This is a genomic window from Thalassobaculum litoreum DSM 18839 (assembly GCF_900102465.1).
GTDB lineage: Bacteria > Pseudomonadota > Alphaproteobacteria > Thalassobaculales > Thalassobaculaceae > Thalassobaculum > Thalassobaculum litoreum.
Genome location: NZ_FNBW01000001.1, coordinates 498,820 through 517,080 on the forward strand (window position 1 = coordinate 498,820; position 18,261 = coordinate 517,080).

The 18,261-nt window shown below is 68.1% G+C and carries 17 protein-coding genes; 5 read left to right on the forward strand and 12 right to left on the reverse strand.

What is annotated here, in order from left to right:
* The first annotated feature begins 24 nt into the window (after positions 1-24).
* A complete protein-coding gene (locus tag BLS34_RS02300) occupies positions 25-663 on the forward strand; it encodes a uracil-DNA glycosylase (protein WP_093147830.1) in 639 nt (212 codons plus the stop codon).
* 143 nt (positions 664-806) lie between these two features.
* Here BLS34_RS02300 and smpB read toward each other — a convergent pair whose 3' ends face one another.
* Positions 807-1,277 (reverse strand): SsrA-binding protein SmpB, encoded by a 471-nt coding sequence (gene smpB / locus BLS34_RS02305; RefSeq protein WP_028794734.1) that lies wholly within the window; start codon positions 1,275-1,277, stop codon positions 807-809.
* A 138-nt stretch (positions 1,278-1,415) separates the two neighbouring features.
* Positions 1,416-2,318, reverse strand: a complete 903-nt coding sequence (gene dapA, locus BLS34_RS02310; protein ID WP_028794733.1) for a 4-hydroxy-tetrahydrodipicolinate synthase — start codon at positions 2,316-2,318, stop codon at positions 1,416-1,418.
* A gap of 197 nt (positions 2,319-2,515) precedes the next feature.
* Between dapA and BLS34_RS02315 the strand changes: the two genes are divergently transcribed.
* From BLS34_RS02315 to BLS34_RS02325, 3 genes are read left to right on the forward strand one after another with little or no spacing between them, the layout of a single operon-like run.
* The gene (locus BLS34_RS02315; protein WP_093147832.1) at positions 2,516-4,636 is read left to right on the forward strand and encodes a lytic transglycosylase domain-containing protein; all 2,121 of its coding nucleotides are present in this window, start codon (positions 2,516-2,518) and stop codon (positions 4,634-4,636) included.
* Positions 4,637-4,646: 10 nt separating this feature from the next.
* Complete coding sequence (locus BLS34_RS02320) at positions 4,647-5,357, forward strand: haloacid dehalogenase type II (protein WP_093147834.1); 711 nt, start codon at positions 4,647-4,649, stop codon at positions 5,355-5,357.
* 10 nt (positions 5,358-5,367) lie between these two features.
* A complete protein-coding gene (locus BLS34_RS02325; protein ID WP_051244788.1) occupies positions 5,368-6,216 on the forward strand; it encodes an alpha/beta fold hydrolase in 849 nt (282 codons plus the stop codon).
* A 267-nt stretch (positions 6,217-6,483) separates the two neighbouring features.
* On the opposite strand, the gene BLS34_RS02330 is transcribed toward BLS34_RS02325, so the two are convergent.
* The 9 genes from BLS34_RS02330 to BLS34_RS02370 are packed head-to-tail and all read right to left on the reverse strand — an operon-like array spanning position 6,484 to position 15,820.
* Complete coding sequence (locus tag BLS34_RS02330; RefSeq protein ID WP_093147835.1) at positions 6,484-7,470, reverse strand: NADPH:quinone oxidoreductase family protein; 987 nt, start codon at positions 7,468-7,470, stop codon at positions 6,484-6,486.
* 4 nt (positions 7,471-7,474) lie between these two features.
* Positions 7,475-8,617: a CaiB/BaiF CoA transferase family protein gene (locus BLS34_RS02335; RefSeq protein ID WP_093147837.1), complete on the reverse strand. Its 1,143-nt coding sequence runs from the start codon at positions 8,615-8,617 to the stop codon at positions 7,475-7,477.
* Positions 8,617-9,267, reverse strand: a complete 651-nt coding sequence (locus BLS34_RS02340; protein ID WP_215906021.1) for a 3-hydroxyacyl-CoA dehydrogenase family protein — start codon at positions 9,265-9,267, stop codon at positions 8,617-8,619. The genes BLS34_RS02335 and BLS34_RS02340 overlap by 1 nt, the downstream gene beginning before the upstream one ends.
* 3 nt (positions 9,268-9,270) lie before the next feature.
* The gene (locus tag BLS34_RS02345) at positions 9,271-10,146 is read right to left on the reverse strand and encodes a 3-hydroxyacyl-CoA dehydrogenase family protein (protein ID WP_093147838.1); all 876 of its coding nucleotides are present in this window, start codon (positions 10,144-10,146) and stop codon (positions 9,271-9,273) included.
* Between the two features lie 4 nt (positions 10,147-10,150).
* A complete protein-coding gene (locus tag BLS34_RS02350; protein ID WP_093147840.1) occupies positions 10,151-11,326 on the reverse strand; it encodes an acyl-CoA dehydrogenase family protein in 1,176 nt (391 codons plus the stop codon).
* 13 nt (positions 11,327-11,339) lie between these two features.
* Complete coding sequence (locus BLS34_RS02355; protein WP_093147841.1) at positions 11,340-12,110, reverse strand: enoyl-CoA hydratase/isomerase family protein; 771 nt, start codon at positions 12,108-12,110, stop codon at positions 11,340-11,342.
* Between the two features lie 13 nt (positions 12,111-12,123).
* Positions 12,124-13,776, reverse strand: a complete 1,653-nt coding sequence (locus tag BLS34_RS02360) for a class I adenylate-forming enzyme family protein (protein WP_093147843.1) — start codon at positions 13,774-13,776, stop codon at positions 12,124-12,126.
* An 11-nt stretch (positions 13,777-13,787) separates the two neighbouring features.
* Positions 13,788-14,573 carry an enoyl-CoA hydratase-related protein gene (locus BLS34_RS02365; RefSeq protein WP_093147845.1) on the reverse strand — a complete coding sequence of 262 codons (786 nt, stop codon included), beginning with the start codon at positions 14,571-14,573 and terminating at the stop codon, positions 13,788-13,790.
* 41 nt (positions 14,574-14,614) lie between these two features.
* Complete coding sequence (locus BLS34_RS02370; protein ID WP_093147847.1) at positions 14,615-15,820, reverse strand: CaiB/BaiF CoA transferase family protein; 1,206 nt, start codon at positions 15,818-15,820, stop codon at positions 14,615-14,617.
* 123 nt (positions 15,821-15,943) lie between these two features.
* Here BLS34_RS02370 and BLS34_RS02375 point away from each other — a divergent pair, with 123 nt between their 5' ends.
* Positions 15,944-17,536, forward strand: coding sequence for a sigma-54 interaction domain-containing protein (locus tag BLS34_RS02375; RefSeq protein WP_175474072.1), 1,593 nt, complete (start codon positions 15,944-15,946; stop codon positions 17,534-17,536).
* Positions 17,537-17,558: 22 nt separating this feature from the next.
* Here BLS34_RS02375 and BLS34_RS02380 read toward each other — a convergent pair whose 3' ends face one another.
* Complete coding sequence (locus BLS34_RS02380) at positions 17,559-18,227, reverse strand: DUF4286 family protein (RefSeq protein ID WP_093147851.1); 669 nt, start codon at positions 18,225-18,227, stop codon at positions 17,559-17,561.
* Between the last annotated feature and the right edge of the window lie 34 nt (positions 18,228-18,261).

The following is an 18,261-nucleotide window of genomic DNA, read 5'->3' on the forward strand; positions in this document are numbered from 1 at the left end:
AGTGCTGAGCGATCGCCTGCCGTCATGCTGAGTGACCCGCCTGCGGATTGCGGTCTCTGCCCGCGCCTTGTCGCGTTCCGGCACGAGAACCGGCGTCTGTATCCCGAATTCCACAACGCACCGGTGCCGAGCTTCGGCAGCGCCGGTGCGCGACTGCTCGTGGTCGGCATGGCGCCGGGGCTGAAGGGGGCGAACCGAACGGGCCGCCCCTTCACCGGCGATTATGCCGGCGACCTGCTCTACGACACGCTGCTGACATTCGGATTCGCCACCGGCGCCTACGACAAGCGGGCGGATGATGGCCTGTCCCTGGTGGACTGCCGGATCACCAACGCGGTGCGGTGCGTGCCGCCGCAGAACAAGCCGGTCGGCGCGGAGGTCGCGAACTGCCGGCCGTTCCTCGCCGAGACGATCGCCGAGATGCCGGCGCTCAAGGTGATCCTCGTCCTGGGCTCGCTGGCCCATGGGGCGACCCTGGCGGCGCTCGGCCGAAAAAAGTCGTCGGCGAAGTTCGGCCACAACGCGGTGCATGAGCTTGGGGATGGCCGCAGAATGGTCGGCTCCTACCACTGCTCGCGGTACAACACGAACACCGGTCGGCTGACGGAAGAGATGTTCCACGACGTGTTCCGGCGGGTCCGCGGGTTGTTGGACGCGGGGTGAGTCTCCGCCTCTTTCCTCTCCCCGGATTTTTTTCGGGGCCCACAGGTCAGACGGCACTCATTCAAGCGCTCGCAGCGGCTGTGGTGTAGGCCCGGAACATGCCCGGAGACAGGGCAGACGTCGGGCACCAAGCGCCGCCGGCCTTACCCCTTCTCGCGCAGGAGCCTGGCCTTCTGGCGTTCCCAGTCGCGTTTCTTGGCGTCCTCGCGCTTGTCGACCAACTTCTTGCCGCGGGCGAGGCCGATCTCGAGCTTGGCGATGCCCCGGTCGTTGAAATACAGCGACAGCGGAACCAGCGTGTAGCCCTCGCGCCGGATCAGGCCCAGCAGCCTGTCACGCTCCCGGCGATGGGCCAGAAGACGCCGCACCCGGCGCGGCTCGTGGTTGAACGGCTCAGCCGGCTTGTACTCCGGAATATGGGAGTTGATCAGGGCGAGGTCGCCATGCTCGCTGCCGGCATAGGCCTCGTTGATCGAGGCGCGGCCCTGCCGCAGCGACTTCACCTCCGAGCCGGTCAGGATAAGACCGACCTCCAGAGTGTCCTCGATGCTGTATTCGTGTCGGGCCCGCCGGTTTCGAGCAACCTCTTTGCGGGCGCCTTGCTTACCCGCCATGGCGCTCTCTCCTCAAATGCTGACGTGCGTATATAGGCAGCCCCGCCCTCATGTCGAGTGTCGGGGTCGCGAGCCGCACCCGAAACGGCGACGGCCCGCCACCAGGGACGGGCCGTTCCGTTTCCGCAGATGCGATGATCAGTTCAGCAGACCGGCATGGCGCATGGCGCTCTCGACCTTCGCCTTGTTCTCGTCGGCGATCTCGTAGATCGGCAGGCGCGCCGTCGACTCGCAGATCCCCAGCAGGCTGGCCGCGTATTTCACCGGCCCCGGGCTGCTCTCGCTGAACAGCGCGGCATGCAGCGGCTGGAGCCGTTCGTTGATGGCGAAGGCCGTATCCAGGTCGCGGTTCTGCCAGGCCACATGCATCTCGGAAAGCTGCTTGGGCGCGACATTCGCCGTGACCGAGATGCAGCCGTGCCCGCCATGCGACAGGAACGGAAGCACCGAGGCGTCTTCGCCGGTGAGCTGGCAGAAATCCGACCCCATGGCCATGCGCTGCTTGATTGGACGGACCAGATCGGCGGTCGCGTCCTTCACGCCGGTGACGTTTTTCAGCTCCTCGTAGCACCGCTTCATCGTGTCCACCGACATGTCCACGATCGAGCGACCGGGAATGTTGTAGATGATGATCGGGATATCGACGGCGTTATTGATCGCCTCGAAATGCCGGAACATGCCTTCCTGGGTCGGCTTGTTGTAATACGGCATGACGTGCAGCACCGCGTCGGCACCGGCCTCGGCCGCGTGCTCGGTGAACTCGACCGCTTCCTGAGTGGAGTTCGAGCCGGCGCCGGCGATTACCGGCACGCGGCCGGCGGTCTGCTCGATGCAGAGCTCGATCACACGCTTGTGCTCGGCATGGCTCAGGGTCGGGCTTTCCCCCGTGGTGCCGACCGGAACAAGGCCATGGGTGCCCTGCTCGATCTGCCAGTCCACGAGTTTTCGGAACGCATTCTCATCCACCGCGCCGTTTTTGAACGGCGTGATCAAGGCAACGAGTGATCCCTTGAACAACGGCTGTCCGAATGCGTAGCCCATCGGCTTTCTCCCGAGTCGGCAGTTTCGTGGAAGTTGAGCGGGCGACATTACGCCCGCACCCACCTGGGGGCAAGTATGCCTCGGCGGCTATTTTTTCTTGCCCGCTTGGCGGTTAGCGGCCGCAGCATTACCTTGGTCGTTCGACGTCGGCTCCCACCTCCCCCCGCAGGGCGCCGTCGATCGTGCGGAGAAGAGCTATGATCGCTCGCGGTCTCTCGTTCGTCTTCGGCGTCGCCGCGCTGGCCTGGACAGGCACAGTGCTGGCCGCCGCCACCGCGCCGGCGCCGGAGCTACGCCCCGGATCGGCGGCGCCGGTCGCCGCCGGAGCCGTGCCGGTTCCGATGCCGCGGCCGGACGGGTTGGCGGGACTGTCGCGATCCGATGCCGCCTGGCGCACCACCCTCGCCTTCGCCGGATCCGGCGACTGGGCGGAGGCGGCGGCCGTACGCGGCCGCGACCGGGATCCGAGTCTGGAAGCCCTGTTCCAGTGGACCCGGCTACGCGACGGCAACCAGCCGACGACCTTCGCCGAGATCGAGCGCTTCCTGCACGACCATCCGGGCTGGCCCGACGAGGCGACCCTGGTCGCACGCGGCGAGGAGCTGATGGGCAGCGATATCGGCCTGGCGCGCCGGTTGGAGTGGTTCGCCAAGCACCCGCCCCGCTCGACCCGGGGCCGCCTGGCCCACCTGGAGGCCGTCGCCCGGACGGGTGACGCGGCGGCGGTGGAGACCCTGGCGCGCGAGACCTGGCGCCATATCGAACTCGGCAAGCGCGACGAGACGCTGTTCCTGAACCGCTACGGCAAGCATCTGCGCCAGATCGACCACATCGAGCGCCTGGACGAGATGCTGTGGCGCGGTCATTCCGGCGCCGCCCGCCAGGCCATGGACCATGTGCCCGATGGCTGGCGGAAGCTGGCCGACGCGCGGCTGCGCCTGCGCTTCAAGCAGGCCAGCGTGGACGACGCGATCCGTCGGGTGCCGAAGGATCTGCAGGACGATCCGGGCCTGCATTACGAGCGCCTGCGCTGGCGCCGGCAGGCCGGCATGGCGATCGGCGCGCGCGAGATGATGTTCGCCGCACCGCCCTCGTCGGAATTCGCCGCCCTGTGGTGGCGCGAACGGGCCTGGCACATCCGCGAGGCCCTGGACGACGGCAAGCTGGAGGACGCGTATCTGCTTGCCGCCTCCCACAACCAGCGCTCCGGCGCGCCGTTCGCCGAGGCGGAATGGCTGGCCGGCTGGATTTCCCTGCGGTTCCTCGATCGGCCGACGGACGCTCTGCGCCACTTCACCCAGCTCCACGGCAACGTCTCCACCCCGATCAGCTCCGCCCGCGCCGCCTATTGGGCCGGACGGGCCGCCGAGGTTTTGGGCAATCCGGATGCCGCCCGCGAATGGTATGCCCGGGGCGCCGCGTTCCAGACCACGTTCTACGGCCAGCTCGCCGCCGCCCGGATCGGTGCGAAGCGGATCTCCCTGCCGGTTCCGGCCGCGCCCGACGCGGCGGTCCGGGCGGCCTTCCTCGCCGATGACGAGGTGCAGGCGGCGCGGGCCCTGCTCCGTCTGCGCATGGACGGGACCGCGCGCCTGTTCCTGCGGCATCTGGCCGTGTCCAGCGACGATATCGACCGCTCCGCACTGATCGCCGAGATAGCCGCGGAGGCCGGCGAACTCGGCACGGCGGTCTTCACCGCCCGCCGGGCGGCGACCGGCCGGATGATCCTGCCGGCGCTGGGCTATCCGCTGCTCGACCCGATCCCGACCCAGGGTCCGGAGCCGGCCTTCGTCCACGCGATCATCCGCCAGGAGAGCAGCTTCGAGGCCACCGCCATCAGCCGTGTCGGCGCCCGCGGCCTGATGCAACTCATGCCGGCGACGGCGCAGGCAACGGCCAAGTCCATCGGGTTGGAGTACGATCTGGGCTCGCTGATCGCCCGACCGGACTACAACGTGCGCCTCGGCAGCACCTACCTGAAGCAGATGGTCGACCGATTCGACGGCCACTACATCAAGGCGATCGCCTCCTATAACGCCGGCCCGGGCCGGGTTGCCGCCTGGGTGCGGGCGCATGGCGACCCGAGCGATCCGAGTGTCGACGTCATCGACTGGATCGAGCGCATCCCGTTCTCGGAGACCCGCAACTACGTGCAGCGGGTTCTGGAAGCCCTGCACGTCTACCGCGAGCGGCTTGCCAACGATCACGATCAGACGACCGCAATGGCCGCCCTCGCCCCCGGCGCCCAGAAAGTCTGGTGCGTCTATTCCTGCGGCGTATTGTTGGACCGGCAACAGGCAGCGCTGAAAAGAAACTGAGGGGGACACCATGACCGAACGGTTCGAGGGCATCGAGGCCTGCGTCTTCGATGCCTACGGGACGCTGTTCGATGTCCATTCCGCCGTCGCTCGATGCCGTGACGATTTCGGTCTGGAGGTCGAGGCGGCGCAGGTCATGTCCGACACCTGGCGCAGCAAGCAGCTCGCCTATTCCTGGCTGCGCAGCCTGATGGGGGCCGAGCACTACGTGCCGTTCTGGCAGGTCACCGGCGAGGCCCTGGACTTCGCGCTGGAGACCGCCTTTCCCGGCGGCCCGCCCACCGGCCTGCGCCAGGCGCTGATGGACAGCTACCGGACACTGGAGACCTATCCGGAGGTGATCGGCGTGCTGCAGGCGCTGAAGGCCGCGGGGATGAAGACCGCGATCCTGTCCAACGGGTCGCCGGACATGCTGGAAAGCGTGTGCGACAGCACCGGCTGCACAGCCCTGCTCGATGCGGTCCTGTCGGTCGACGAACTCGGCGTGTTCAAGCCGGATCCGAGGGTCTACCAGCTCGCCATGGCCGGCCTCGGCGTCTCCACCCCCGGCGCCATCAGTTTCCAGTCGTCCAACGCCTGGGACGCGGCGGCGGCTTCCGCCTTCGGCTTCCGGGTCGTCTGGTGCAACCGTTTCGGCCAGGCACGCGAGCGGCTACCGGGCTCGCCGGATATCGAGCTGAAGACGCTGGAGCCCCTGCCCGCCATCCTCTGCCTCGCCTGACGGGATGCCCATGGTCGACTGCCGGGAGCGCTTCGTCACCAGCCGGTCGGGGGCGCGGCTGTACACCGCCGACTGGGGGGATCCGCTGGACCCGCGCGTGCCGGTGCTGGGCCTGCCCGGCTATGCCCGCACCACCAAGGACTTCGTGCATGTGGCCGAACGCATCGCGCCGCGCCGTCTGGTCAGCCTGGACTACCGCGGCCGGGGACGGTCCGAATATGCGGACGACCCGGCCGCCTATGCGCCACCGGCGATGGCCGACGACATCCGCGCGGTGATGGTCGCTCTCGGCCTTCACAGAGTCGTGGCGATCGGCACCTCCTTCGGCGGGCTGATGGCCATGGCGCTGGCGGCGATGGCGCCGACCTGCCTGGAGGCGGTGGTGCTGAACGACATCGGCCCGGACATTCCCGACAGCGGCGGCGACTTTCTCATCGAGGTCATGGGTCGAGAGCGCCGGCCGGCGAGCTGGGCCGATGCGGCGGCGGAGATGCGCAGGATCCTGCCTGACCTGTCCTTCACCACGGAGGAGGAGTGGGTCGCCTTCGCCAGGACCACCTATCGCGAGGAACCCGACGGCAGCCTGCGCCAGGACTGGGACCCGGCGATCGTGAAGCCGCTGGCCGGCGCCGAGGCTAAGGACACGGACCTCTGGGCCCTGTTCGCCGCGCTGACGGCGGTGCCGGTCCTGCTGGTGCGCGGCGGCAGGTCCATCGTGCTGTCGGCCGAGACGGCAGCGGAGATGCAGCGCCGGCACCGGGCGATGGAGGTGGTTGTCCTGCCGGAAATCGGCCATGCCCCGACCCTGGAAGAACCCGCCGCTCGGGAGGCGTTGGAGCGGTTTCTGGGACGGTACTGACCGTCGCCCCTCCCCCGTCTTCCCGGCCCCGCGCCCGGACCTAGAGAAAATCACGATCAGATGGAAATATCTGCTCGTGTGAATGTGCTCTATCTTTAAGGGGATAGAGGGCGATTCACGGCACAGATCGTTTCGATCTGAACCGATCGCGCTCTAGAACTGGGCTCGCTGGAGCGCCGGAGATCTCAAATCCAATGCTCCAACACGCGGAAGGCCGGGTCCCGGGTCAGGCCCGGGAAGCCGGGTGAGAATTGGGTCTTGGAGGGTTCACATCTCCAGCACGACCTTCCCCACCACCTTGCGGTCGGAGATCACCGCCATGGCCTCGGCCATCCGCTCCAGCGGATAGGTCGCCATCACGTTGGCCGACAGCTTGCCCTCGGCGTGCAGGCGGAAGATCTCCGCCTGGGCCTCGGCCATGCGCTCCGGCGTGCGGTCGCGGTAGTCGGACCATTGCAGGCCGCTGACCGCGATGTTCTTCACCAGCAGATAGTTCGCCTTGATCACCGGAATGCGCCCGGCGGCGAAGCCGACGACCACCATCCTTCCGCACCAGGCCAGCGCCCGCATCGCCGCATCGAACGGGTCGCCGCCGAGCGGATCGATGCAGACATCGGCGCCTTGGCCGTCGGTCACCGCGTGGACCTGATCGCGCAGCCCGTCGCGCAGGTTCTCCACCGACAGGTCGATGATGTGATCCGCCCCCGCCTGCCGCGCCGCATCGGCCTTCGACATGGTCGACACGCCCGCCAGCGCGGTGCCGCCCAGAGCCTTCACCAGTTGGATCGCCGCCATGCCGACCCCGCCGGTGGCGCCCATCACCAGCACCCGCTCGCCGGGCACGAAGCCGCCGCGGTCGAGCAGCGCGAACCAGGCGGTTTGATAGACCAGCCCCATGGCCGCCGCATCGCCGAAGGCCATGGCATCGGGAATGGCGAAACACTGGTCGACGCCGGCGACGACCTCCTCGGCGAAGGCGCCGTATTCCATCTGCGCCATGACCCGATCGCCCGGCTTCCAGGCGGTCACGCCGGCGCCGACCGCCGTGATCTCTCCCGCCAGTTCCTTGCCGGGAACGAAGGGCAGCGGCGGCTTGTGCTGATACCTGCCTTCCACCACCAGCAGGTCGGGATAGTTCACCCCCGCCGCCCGGGTGCGGATCGCCACTTGACCCGGACCCGGCACGGGCGACGGCAGGTCCTTGACCATCGCTGTCTCCGGCGCGCCGAACGCCTCCATCATCACCGCGCGCATGGATCTATTCCTTTCGCAGATCGGGCATCAGGTCGGTATTGGCATCGCCGAGGGCCGGGAACGACTGCCCGCCCTCGGGATCGCGGTAGATCGGGGCGATCGGCGGCGGCAGCGGGGTCATGGCCGTGCCGCCGGCCTGCATCGCGCCGGCAAACAGGCCGCGCTGCTGGAAATGCGGGTCGTCCGCCGCCTCGGAAATCGATTTCACCAGGGTGACGCAGGCGTCCACGCCCTCGAACGCCGCAAGCCAATCGGCGCTGGTGCGCGAGGCGATGATCGCTCGGACTTCCGCCATGGTCGCCGCAGGGTCCATAGAGTCGTCGCGTAGGGCCGGATCGAGGTTGATCACCTCGCAGAAATTGGCCCAGAACTTCGGCTCCAGCGGCGCGCAGGCGAGCCAGCGGCCGTCGGCGCAGCGGTAGACCTGATAGCGGGGTGTGCCACCCGTGACCAACTCGCCGCCCGGCTTCGGATCGCCCTTGCCGGCCGCCCGCTCGCCCAGCGCCCAGTAGCCCCAGGCAAACAGGTTGTCGGCCATGGCGACGTCGAGGAACGCGCCCTCTCCCGTCTTTTCCGCCTCGCGCAGGGCCAGCAGGATGGAGATCACCGCCGGCATGGTGCCGCCGCCGATATCCGCCACCAGAACCGGCGGCAGGACCGGATCGCCCCGGCTGTCGGCCCCGAGATTGAGAATACCGGTCTCCGACATGTAGTTCAGGTCGTGGGCCGCGAGGTTGGCCTTCGGTCCGGTCTGGCCGAAGCCGGTGATCGAGCAGTAGACCAGGGCCGGGTTCAAAGCCCTGACCGCCTCGTAGCCCAGGCCCAGCCGGTCCATGACGCCGGGTCGGAACTGCTCGACCAGCACGTCGGCATCCTTGATCAGAGCCTTTACCTGTTCGACCGCCGCCGGGTCCTTCAGGTCGACGGCAAGCGAGCGCTTGCCCCGGTTCAGCAGGGCGAAATTGACCCCGCTGTCCTCGGTCACCATCGGCGGGTAGGCCCGCATGTCCTCGCCACTGCCGGGGCGCTCAAGCTTGATCACCTCCGCTCCGGCCTCGGCCAGGATCAGGGTCGCCATGGGCCCCGGTAGCAGGGTGGAGAAGTCGATGACGCGGACGCCGGCGAGCGGTTTGCGTGCGCCTGCCATCAGGACAGCCCCCGTTTCGCGCGCTTCTTCGCCACCCGTGCCCGACGGGCCGGGGCGTAGTGCCGGGTGCCGTAGACCTCGAACAATGCCTGGGTGACGTCGTGGTGGTGATGCAGGCCGGTCCGTTCCAGCAGCTCGATCGGCCCTTCCGGATAGCCCAGGCCGAGCTTCACCGTCAGATCCATGTCGTCGGCGGTGGCGAGTCCCTCGTCCAGCTTGGCCAGCGCCTCGTTGTAATAGGGCCGGATCAGCCGGTCGAGGATGCGGCCGGCGAAGTCGAAGCACTCCGAGACCTGCAAGCCGGCGCCCTCAAGCACCATGCGGGCGGCCTCCAGGGCGGCCGGATCGGTATGGGGCTGGCGCACCAGTTCCACCAGATCGGACGGTGCCCCGTCGCCGACGCGGAAACGGGAAAAGCCGATCGTGTTGGAGCCCTCCTCGCCCCGGCTCTCGCCGGTCACCTCGCCCAGGGTCTCGGTATGGAGTTCGACCAGGATGGCGGTGCGCGACAGGTCCTCCTGCCAGGCGGAAATTGCGCCGGCCCCGATATAGGCGACGACCTCGCCCTCCGCGCCGGACCCGGCCAGGAAGGGATGATCCTCAGGAAACGACCGGCTGTCGCCGGTATCGACGATCGAATAGCTCACCATGGCTCAGGCCCCGTACATCTTGTCGGTGTCATAGGAGAAGAAGCCGCGGCCCGACTTCCGGCCGAGATGCCCCGCGGCGACCATGCGGTGGAGCAGCGGCGGCGCGGCGCAGCGCGGGTCGTGGGTGACGCCGTAGAACGCGTCGCAGAGCAGCACCTGGGTGTCGAGCCCGATCAGGTCCAGCAGCTCGCACGGCCCCATCTTGTAGCCGAGGCCCGCCTTGATCGCCCGGTCGATATCCGCCGGTTCGGCCACGCCGGCCTCGATCAGGCGGATGACGTCGTTGTTAAACGGCACCAGGAAGTAGTTGAGGATGAAGCCCGGCGCGTCCTTGGTCTTTACAGGCTTCTGCCCCAGCGCCTCGCAGAACGCCCAGGCGGCGGCGAATGAAGTGTCCGAGGTGTTCAGCCCCGGCGACATCTCCACGAGCTTCATGAGCTGGGCCGGCAGGCAGAAGTGCATGCCCACCACCCGGTCCTCGCGGCCGCAGCCCGAAGCGATCTGGGTAATCGACAGTGTGGAGGTGTTCGAGGCGAACAGCGTGTGTTCCGGGCAGACGTCGTTCAGCTTGCCGAACAGCTCCTGCTTCACGGCAAGGTTCTCGAACACCGCCTCGATGACGATGTCGCACTCGGCGAGCCCGTCGAGCGTATCGGTCGTCTTGTAGCCGGCCAGGGCGGTGTCGACCTGCGCTTGCGTGAGCTTGCCGCGCTCCACCGATTTGGCGAGGAAGGCCTCGGTCTGGCCCTTGGCCCGGTCCAGCGCCTTGGCGTTGGTGTCGTAGAGCACGGTGCGGTAGCCGGCGCGGGCCGCCACGATGGCGATCCCCGCCCCCATGGTCCCCGCCCCGCACACGCCGACGGTCTGGATGGTGGTCATGCTGTCACTCCTTGCGCGCGAAGCTGCGGCCAATAAGCTGGCGGTGGATCTGGTTGGTGCCTTCCCAGATCTGGGTGATCTTCGCATCCCGCATCAGCCGCTCGACCCGGTAGTCCTGGCAGTAGCCGTAGCCGCCATGGAGCTGCACCGCCTCGTCGGCGATCCGCATGGCGAGGTCGGAGCCGCGCATCTTCAGCATCGAGGCCTCGATGCCGAAATCCGTCGCCCCGCCGTCGACCATACGGCCGACCTTCCACAGCCACGCCTCGCACATCGCCAGATCCGTGGCGAGATCGGCCAGGGTGAACTGGATGCCCTGGAACTCCACGATCCGCTTGCCCGACTGGCGGCGGTCGTTGATGTAGTCGATGGCGTCCTCGAACGCCGCCCGGGCGATGCCGAGCGCCTGGGCCGCCACGCTGGGCCGCGACTTGTTCAGCGAGGACAGCAGGATGCGCAAGCCATCGCCCGGCTCGCCGATGATGTTCTCGCGCGGGATCTTCATGTCCTCAAAGGACAGCGCCACCGTCGGGGCGGCCCGGTGGCCCATCTTCTCCTCCTTGCGGAGAACCTCCAGGCCGGGCGTGTCCTTGTCGACCACGAAGGCGGTGATCGATTTGCGCGGATCGTCGATCTCGCTCCACTTGCCGAAGACCAGCAGGTGGTCGGCCACGTTGCCGTTGGAGATGAAAGTCTTTCCGCCATTGACGACGACGGTCTCATTGCCGTCCGGCGTGATCCGGGTCTTCATGCCCGTGGCGTCAGAGCCGGCCGTCGGCTCGGTGATGCAGAGCGAGCCGATGCCGCCGGCGGCGATGGTCGGCAAGATGCGCTGCTTCTGTGCCTCGGTGCCGAAGTCCATCACCGGTTTCATGCCGTGGAAGTTGGTGGCCCAGATGATGCCGGTCGAGGCACAAGCCTTGGAGATCTCCCGCACGCAGGCGAGATAGACCGTGTAGGACAGGCCGAGCCCGCCATATGCTTCCGGCACGAACATGGCGTTCATGCCGAGGTCGTTCATCTCGGCGATGTTGTCGGCCGGATAGGTGCCGTTGCGGTCGTGACCCGCGGCGCGCGGTGCGATCTTCTCGGCGGCGAGCTGGCGCACGCTGTCCAGCACCATGGCCTCGTCCTTGGGCAGGTCGAGGCTGGCGTCCAGGCGGTCGAGTACGGTGGCCATCAGCGGTCGCCTCTCATCGATCTTGGAAGGTCGGTTTGCGTTTCTCCACGAAGGCGGCCAAGCCCTCGTCCGCGTCCTCGGTGCGGAAGGACAGGGTGGAGAGATCCGCCTCCACCTTCAGCCCCTCGTGGATCGGCAGGTCCAGGGCGCGGGTCACCGCCTCCTTGGCGAAGCTGATCGCCGGCAGGCCGTAGCGGGTCACCTCACCCAGGAAACCCTGGGCGTCTGCAACTGAGTCCGCGGTTTCGGTTAGCCGGTTCACCAGACCGATGCGAAGCGCCTCTTCGGCGTCCACCGTACGGCCGGTCAGGATCATCTCCAGTGCCCGGCCCTCGCCGATCAGGCGCGGCAAACGCTGGGTCCCGCCATATCCGGGGATCAGGCCGAGCTTGATCTCCGGCAGGCCCATCTTCGCGGTCGGCACCGCCATGCGGAAGGTGCAGGCCAGCGCCATCTCCAGCCCGCCGCCGAAGGCGAAGCCGTTGATCAGGGCGAGCGACGGGATCTCCAGGGCGGCGATCTTGGCGAAGGTCGCCTGTCCCGCCTCGGCCCCGCGCTTCTGGGCCATCAGGTCGCGACCCATCAGCTCCTTGATGTCGGCGCCGGCGCAGAACGCCTTCTCGCCCGCCCCGGTGATCAGCAGGCCGCGGGCGTCGGACACCCTGACCTCGTCCAGTTTCTCAGAGATATCCGATATCAGACTGAAATTAAGCGCATTCAGTGCCTTATGACGGTCGATAGTTAGGGTGGCGATCCCCTCGGACAGGGCCAGGGTCACGGTCATGTCGGCGCCCTCCTCAGGCGTCTTCGGGCTGTTTGAACCGACAGGGCTCGGGCGCAATCCGTCCGGTCTTCGCCCACTCCGCCAACTCGCGTTTCAGGATCTTGCCGCTGGGGGTCAGCGGGAAGCTGTCCATCACCAGGAAGTATTCCGGCATGTCGTATTTCGACAGGCCCACCGCGTAGAGATGGCTCAGCACTGTGGCGGCATCGGGGCTCTCGCCGCTGGGCAGGATCGCCAGGGCCAGCTTCTCGCCCAGCCGCTCGTCCGGCACCGGAAACGCCGCCGCCTTGGCGATGTTGGGATGCTTCACCGCCAGGTCTTCGACGCGGGCCGGGAAGATGTTGTGGCCGCCGCGGATGACGACGTCCTTCAGGCGTCCGACGATGGACAGGTTGCCGTTGCCGTCGAGCACGCCGAGATCACCGGACAGGAACCAGCCGTCCCGGTTGAACGAGCCTTCGGTGGCGGCCTGGTTGTCGAAATAGCCGAGCATGAGCGCGGCTCCCTTGCCGCCGATCTCGCCGATGGTGCCGGGCGGTACCTCCTCGTCCCGGTTCTCCTGGGAGAAGATCCGCACCTCATAGCCCGCCCCGCCGCGCCCGCAGGTCGCACAGATCGTCGCCTCGTCATCCACCGGGTGGGTGTACTGGTGCGAGGAGTTCTCGGTCATGCCGTAGATGTTCTGCGGCCGCACGCCCTGGCGCACGAAGCGCTCCGCCACCGCCGGCGGGATCGGCGAGCCGGCCATGTAGAACAGGTTCACCGACCCCAGCTTCTCGATGCCGCGCCGGGCCTGCTCCGCTTGGATGTCCATGGCATGGGTCGGCACGCCCATCACATAGGTCGCCCCGGTCTCGACCATCCAGTCCAGCCGCGACCGGCCGGGCGCCGGATCGTCGATGATCAACTCCATGCCGGCGACCAGCCACTGGCCCACCGCCACCCAGGCGATATGGTGGCTGAGCGGAGACAGGGTCAGCAGGACGGTCGAGGTGTCGTGGTGCCAGTCCTTCACCAGGTCGCGGCAATTGGCCAGCAGCGAATTGTCGGAATGCATCACGCCCTTGGGCCGCCCCGTCGTGCCGCTGGTGAAGGCGAGATAGCAGACACTGTCCGGGTTCGGATCGGGTGCGCGAAGACTGCGCGGCGCGGTACCGATCTTCGGCAGGTCGCCCTCTTCGCGCTGCGGCGGCAGGACGAAGACCTTGCGCATCGCCTCCAGCCCCTGCAGGGCGGCGACCGGGTCATGCCGGTCGGTATCGGCTCCCCAGCCGGTCTCCACCACCGCCGCCGTCGCCCCGACCCGCTGCAGCAGGCCGGTGATCTCCTCCACCGTGTAGTTGCGGTGGAGCGACGGGTTGCAGACATACCCCTGGCGCGAACAGGCGAGGAACGCGGCCACCACCTCGACGCGGTTGGACGCCCACAGCGCCACCCGCTCGCCAGTGACCACGCCCGCCTCGTGCAGACTGTCGGCGATGGCGTCGACCCAGTCCTTCAGCTGTCCCCAGGTCAGGTGGCGGGCGGAATCCCGCACCGCCTTGGCGTCGGGCCGTGCCGCCGCGTGCTTGGCCAGCAGGGCGTAAAACGTCTCGTCGTGCCACAGCCCGGCCTCGTAGTACCGCCGGGCGGTGGCCGGGTCGTGCAGGGTGAGCAGCCGGCTCATGGGGCGCCCCCTCAGTGGCCGAACTTGTCCGGATCGGGCGTGCGGCGCTCGCCGAAGGCCTTGGACAGCTCCTGGCTCTCCTCGGTCTTCAGATACAGCTTCAGCAGCATGTCGTGGGAGACGCGGCCCAGGCCGCCGACACCGCCGTGGCGGGCGAGGAAGGCGTGCTTGATGCCGGCCAGCGCCATCGGGCCGCGCTCGGAGATGGTCAGGGCCCAGGCGCGGGTTTCCTCGCGCAGTTTGTCGTCGGGCACCACGCGGTTGATCAGGCCCCAGTCCAGCGCCTCGGCGGCGGAGAGCTTGCGGTTGGTGTACCACATCTCCTTCGCCCGCTTCTTGCCGATGGCGTCCTCCAGGTACCAGGTGCCGTAGCCGGCATCGAAGCTGCCCATCATCGGGCCGACCTGTCGGAACACCGCGCTTTCCTTGGCGATGGTGAGGTCGCAGACCGTATGCAGCACGTTACCGCCGCCGACGGCGAAGCCGTTCACCATGGCGATGACCGGCTTCTGCAGCTTGTCGATGGCGTCGTACATCTCAAGTGTCGGCAGCACGCCGGCATAGAGATTGGTGTCCTCCATCCCGTCCTTGCGGCCGCCGATGCAGAAGAACTTTTCGCCGGCGCCGGTCAGCACCACGACGCGGGTCCGGGTCTCGCGGCGGATCGCCTCGATGCAGTCGCGGATCTCGATACAGGTGACGGGGGTGAACATGTTCCCGTCGTCCGGCCGGTTGATGGTGATCCAGCCGATGGGGCCGTCTTCCTCGTACAGGATGGTCTCGAACGTCGTGGACATGCGTCTCTTCCCTTGGGATGGTGCTCTTCAGGTGGCCGGGGTCAGCTCTCGCCGAGCCAGTCGGCGCGGATGTCGGTCTCGTGGGCGCCCAGATCCGGCGGGGCGCGGCGCGGCGCATTGGCCCGGCCGTCGATCTGCACGCCGGTGCCGACCTGGGGCGACGGGCTCTTGCCCTCCCGCGCGATCGTATAGAGGAAGCCGCGCTCGTACAGGTGGCGATCGGCGCAGACCTCGTCCACCCGCTGGATCGGACCGGCGGGCACCTTGTTGGCGTCGAACAGGTCCAGCCACGCGGCGCGAGGCCGGGTCTTCAGGATCGCCTGGATCTCGGCGACCAGTTCGGCGCGCACCTCGCGGCGACCGGCATTGGTAGCGGTGGCCGGATCCTCGCCGCGCTTGGGATTGCCCACCGCCTGCCAGAAGCGCTGCCAGATCGCGTCGTTGCCGAGACCCAGGGTCATCGGGTCGTCGGCGGTGTCGAAGACCTGGTAGATGGCGATCACGCTGTCGCGCGCGCCGGAGCGGGCCGGCACCTCGCCGGAGCCCAGATAGCTGGCGATGCGCGGCACCATGAAACGGGTCATGCTCTCGACCATGGAGACGTCGACCACGGCCCCCTGCCCGGTGCGGCCCTTGCGCACCAGGGCGGCGGCGACGGCGAGCGCCAGATCGTGACCGGCCAGCAGGTCGGCGGCGGGGGTGCCGACCTTCTGCGGCGGGCTGTCCGGCTCGCCGGTCAGGTCCATCACGCCGGAATAGCCCTCGGCGATCAGGTCATAGCAGGGTTTATCCTTGCGTTCCCCGGTCAGCCCGAAACCGGTGACCGAGGCGACGATCAGGCCGGGATTGAGTGCCTGCAGCGTGGCGGCATCCGTCTTCAGCTTCTCCTGCACCCGGGGTACCTGGTTCAGCACCACCACATCGGCGGCGGAGACCAGCTTCTCGAACAGGGTGCGGCCCGGATCGGCCGTGTAGTCGACGGCTACACTGCGCTTGTTTCGGTTAACCGACATGAACCAGAGGGAGTCGCCGTCCAGGAACGGCGGGCCCCAGGCGCGGGCGTCGTCGCCGCTGCCGGGCCGCTCGATCTTCACAACATCGGCGCCGTAGTCCGCCAGCAGCAGCGTGGCGTATGGCCCGGCGATGGACGTGGTCAGGTCGAGCACCCGCACGCCCTCGAGCAAGTCGAACGGCGCGCCTTTCGGCGCCTGGGGCAGATCGTCCAGGGGCAGTTTCGGATCGGTCATGAGCGTTTCCTCCACCCCTCCAGAGGGCAATGGCCGTGCCACAGTGAAAAACGGCAGACATCCGCCAATTCGTGTAAAGAACTGTTCTCGACGCGGACAATGCGATTTTCTACTGTTCGCATCATGGACACATCGCCCAGCATCCGCCTTCTCGCCGCCGACGGCACGCCTGTCTTCACCGACGGGCCGCGCCTGCCCGATGCTGTCGACCGTGCGCTGACCGCGGCCGATCCGGACCGCCGGATCTGGAGCGTGGACCTGGGCGACACGGTCTGGTCCGTGCTGTCGCGCCATACCGCAAGCGGCGTCGCCCTGCATCTGGTCTGGCCGGCAGGGGCCGAGGACCCGGTGGTGGATTTCGCCGCCAGCGTCGATTTCGCCCACGAGATCCTCGCCCATTTCCTGACCAACCCCTACGAGGCGATCACCGTGGTCGATGCCGAGGGGCTGCTGCGCTGGGTCAGCCCGGTGCATGCGAAGTTCTTCGGCATGAAACGCGGCGAGGGCCTGGGCCTTCCTGCCGAAGACGTGATCGAAAACACCCGCCTGCCCGAGGTGGCGAAATCCGGCCGCGCCCAGATCGGCCGGCTCCAGGAAATGAACGGGGTCGCCCGCATCGTCAGCCGCTTCCCGATCAACCGGGACGACCGGACCGTCGGCGCCATTGGCCAGGTCATGTTCAAGGGGCCGGATCAGGCGCTGGAGTTCGGCCGCGAGATCGCCAAGCTGCGGGCCGAGGTCGACTATTACCGCCGGGAGCTGGAGGAGATGCGCCCGCGGCCGGCGGATCTGGAGGCGATCATCGGCGACAGCCCGCCGATCCGGAAGCTGAAGGCCGATATCGCCCGGGTCGCTCCGCTCGACATCTCCGTCCTCATTCGCGGCGAGAGCGGCACCGGCAAGGAGCTGGTCGCCCGCGCCCTGCATGGCCAGTCGAACCGGGCCGCCAAGCCCCTGGTGGTGTTGAACGCCGCCGCCCTGCCCGCCACCCTGGTCGAGGCGGAACTGTTCGGCTACGAGCCAGGATCCTTCACCGGGGCCGACAAGCGCGGCCGGTCGGGCAAGTTCGAGCTGGCCGACAAGGGCACCCTGTTCCTCGACGAGATCGGCGACATGGGCATCGACATCCAGGCCAAGGTGCTGCGGGTACTGGAGGAAGGCACGTTCGAGCGCCTTGGAGGCCACCGCTCGCGCAGCGCCGACTTCCGCCTGGTCACCGCCACCAACCGGCCGGTGGAGCGGATGATCGAGGCGGAGGATTTCCGCGCCGACCTGTATTTCCGCATCGGTGCGCTCACCCTGTGGCTGCCGCCGCTGCGCGACCGGGCGGCCGATATCCCGGCCCTGGTGCGCACCTTCCTGGCGCGCACGGTGAAGCGCCACAACCTGCCCAGCCGGGGGGTGCGGGCCGACGCCATGGCGCTGCTGGCCGCCCATTCCTGGCCCGGCAATGTGCGCGAGCTGTTCAACACGGTGCAGAAGGCGGCGATCTTCTGCGAAGGGGATGAGCTGACGCCGGCGGACCTGCCGGATCTGGTAGGCGACGAGCCGCATCCCGACCCGGCGGCGCCCCTGGAGGTGCAGCTGCGGGCGCTGGAGGAGCGGTTGATCGCCGAGGCGCTGGACCGCGCCGACGGCAACAAGAAACGCGCCGCCGAAGCGCTCGGGATCAGCCGTACCTACCTGTACAAGCGACTGGGGGAAATGTCGGGTTAGCCGGCGAAACGCGCGTGCGCGGTCAGCCGTGCAGCGCGAACAGCATGCTGTACAGCCCGCTCTCCACCTTCCGGGCGCCACGGTCGGCCAGGCCCTCGACGATCCCCGCCTCCACCAGCGCCGCCTCGACGAAGGCGCGCTCCGTCCCTTCGACGACGGCGGTGAACGGCGCCTCGCCGTCCCTGCCGGCGCGAATCGCCTGCTCGGCGGTCTTGGCCAGCGAGCGGCCCATGTCCGCCTGCCAGTGCTGCACCCGGGTGATGCCCTCGCGGTTGCGCAGATCGTGCAGCGCGGTGCCGGCGAGCCAGCGGGCGATCTCCTCGGCATCCCCAGTGCCCGGGTCGTAGCGCACCGTTGCGATGACAGAGCCCAGGGCCTCGCCGCTGGAGAACCGCACCCGGCTGGTGGCGCGCACGAAATTGCGGAAATGCCCCATCATCCGGCTGGTCCACTCGGTCGGATGGTCGAGCGCGTGGCGATAGGCCGGGTCGTCGAAACAGGCCATGCTGTCGACATCGTAGACCGCGAGATACTTGTGCTTGCCGCGCCCGATCTTGCGGTAGCGTCGGCCGTTGCGCCAGCCGGGCATCCCGACCCGCTCAGGAATGTGCTCGCGGTGGTACCATTCGCTGAATTCGGCGTCGCCTTCGGGCGCGGTGTCGCCCCAGACCGCCATGGCCGCGTCGGTCATGTGCCTCTGTCCTCCCTGATATGCCGTTCTTTTT

Excerpts from the sequence above, each read along its gene's own strand:
- BLS34_RS02380 (WP_093147851.1), bottom strand. The coding sequence starts at position 18,227 with ATGACCGACGCGGCCATGGCGGTCTGGGGCGACACCGCGCCCGAAGGC.
- BLS34_RS02350 (WP_093147840.1), bottom strand. The coding sequence starts at position 11,326 with ATGGCCACCGTACTCGACCGCCTGGACGCCAGCCTCGACCTGCCCAAG.
- BLS34_RS02360 (WP_093147843.1), bottom strand. The coding sequence starts at position 13,776 with ATGAGCCGGCTGCTCACCCTGCACGACCCGGCCACCGCCCGGCGGTAC.
- BLS34_RS02370 (WP_093147847.1), bottom strand. The coding sequence starts at position 15,820 with ATGACCGATCCGAAACTGCCCCTGGACGATCTGCCCCAGGCGCCGAAA.
- BLS34_RS02345 (WP_093147838.1), bottom strand. The coding sequence starts at position 10,146 with ATGACCACCATCCAGACCGTCGGCGTGTGCGGGGCGGGGACCATGGGG.
- BLS34_RS02325 (WP_051244788.1), top strand. The coding sequence starts at position 5,368 with ATGGTCGACTGCCGGGAGCGCTTCGTCACCAGCCGGTCGGGGGCGCGG.
- BLS34_RS02355 (WP_093147841.1), bottom strand. The coding sequence starts at position 12,110 with ATGACCGTGACCCTGGCCCTGTCCGAGGGGATCGCCACCCTAACTATC.
- BLS34_RS02300 (WP_093147830.1), top strand. The coding sequence starts at position 25 with ATGCTGAGTGACCCGCCTGCGGATTGCGGTCTCTGCCCGCGCCTTGTC.
- dapA (WP_028794733.1), bottom strand. The coding sequence starts at position 2,318 with ATGGGCTACGCATTCGGACAGCCGTTGTTCAAGGGATCACTCGTTGCC.
- BLS34_RS02335 (WP_093147837.1), bottom strand. The coding sequence starts at position 8,617 with ATGGCAGGCGCACGCAAACCGCTCGCCGGCGTCCGCGTCATCGACTTC.
- BLS34_RS02365 (WP_093147845.1), bottom strand. The coding sequence starts at position 14,573 with ATGTCCACGACGTTCGAGACCATCCTGTACGAGGAAGACGGCCCCATC.
- BLS34_RS02340 (WP_215906021.1), bottom strand. The coding sequence starts at position 9,267 with ATGGTGAGCTATTCGATCGTCGATACCGGCGACAGCCGGTCGTTTCCT.
- BLS34_RS02375 (WP_175474072.1), top strand. The coding sequence starts at position 15,944 with ATGGACACATCGCCCAGCATCCGCCTTCTCGCCGCCGACGGCACGCCT.
- BLS34_RS02330 (WP_093147835.1), bottom strand. The coding sequence starts at position 7,470 with ATGCGCGCGGTGATGATGGAGGCGTTCGGCGCGCCGGAGACAGCGATG.
- smpB (WP_028794734.1), bottom strand. The coding sequence starts at position 1,277 with ATGGCGGGTAAGCAAGGCGCCCGCAAAGAGGTTGCTCGAAACCGGCGG.
- BLS34_RS02315 (WP_093147832.1), top strand. The coding sequence starts at position 2,516 with ATGATCGCTCGCGGTCTCTCGTTCGTCTTCGGCGTCGCCGCGCTGGCC.
- BLS34_RS02320 (WP_093147834.1), top strand. The coding sequence starts at position 4,647 with ATGACCGAACGGTTCGAGGGCATCGAGGCCTGCGTCTTCGATGCCTAC.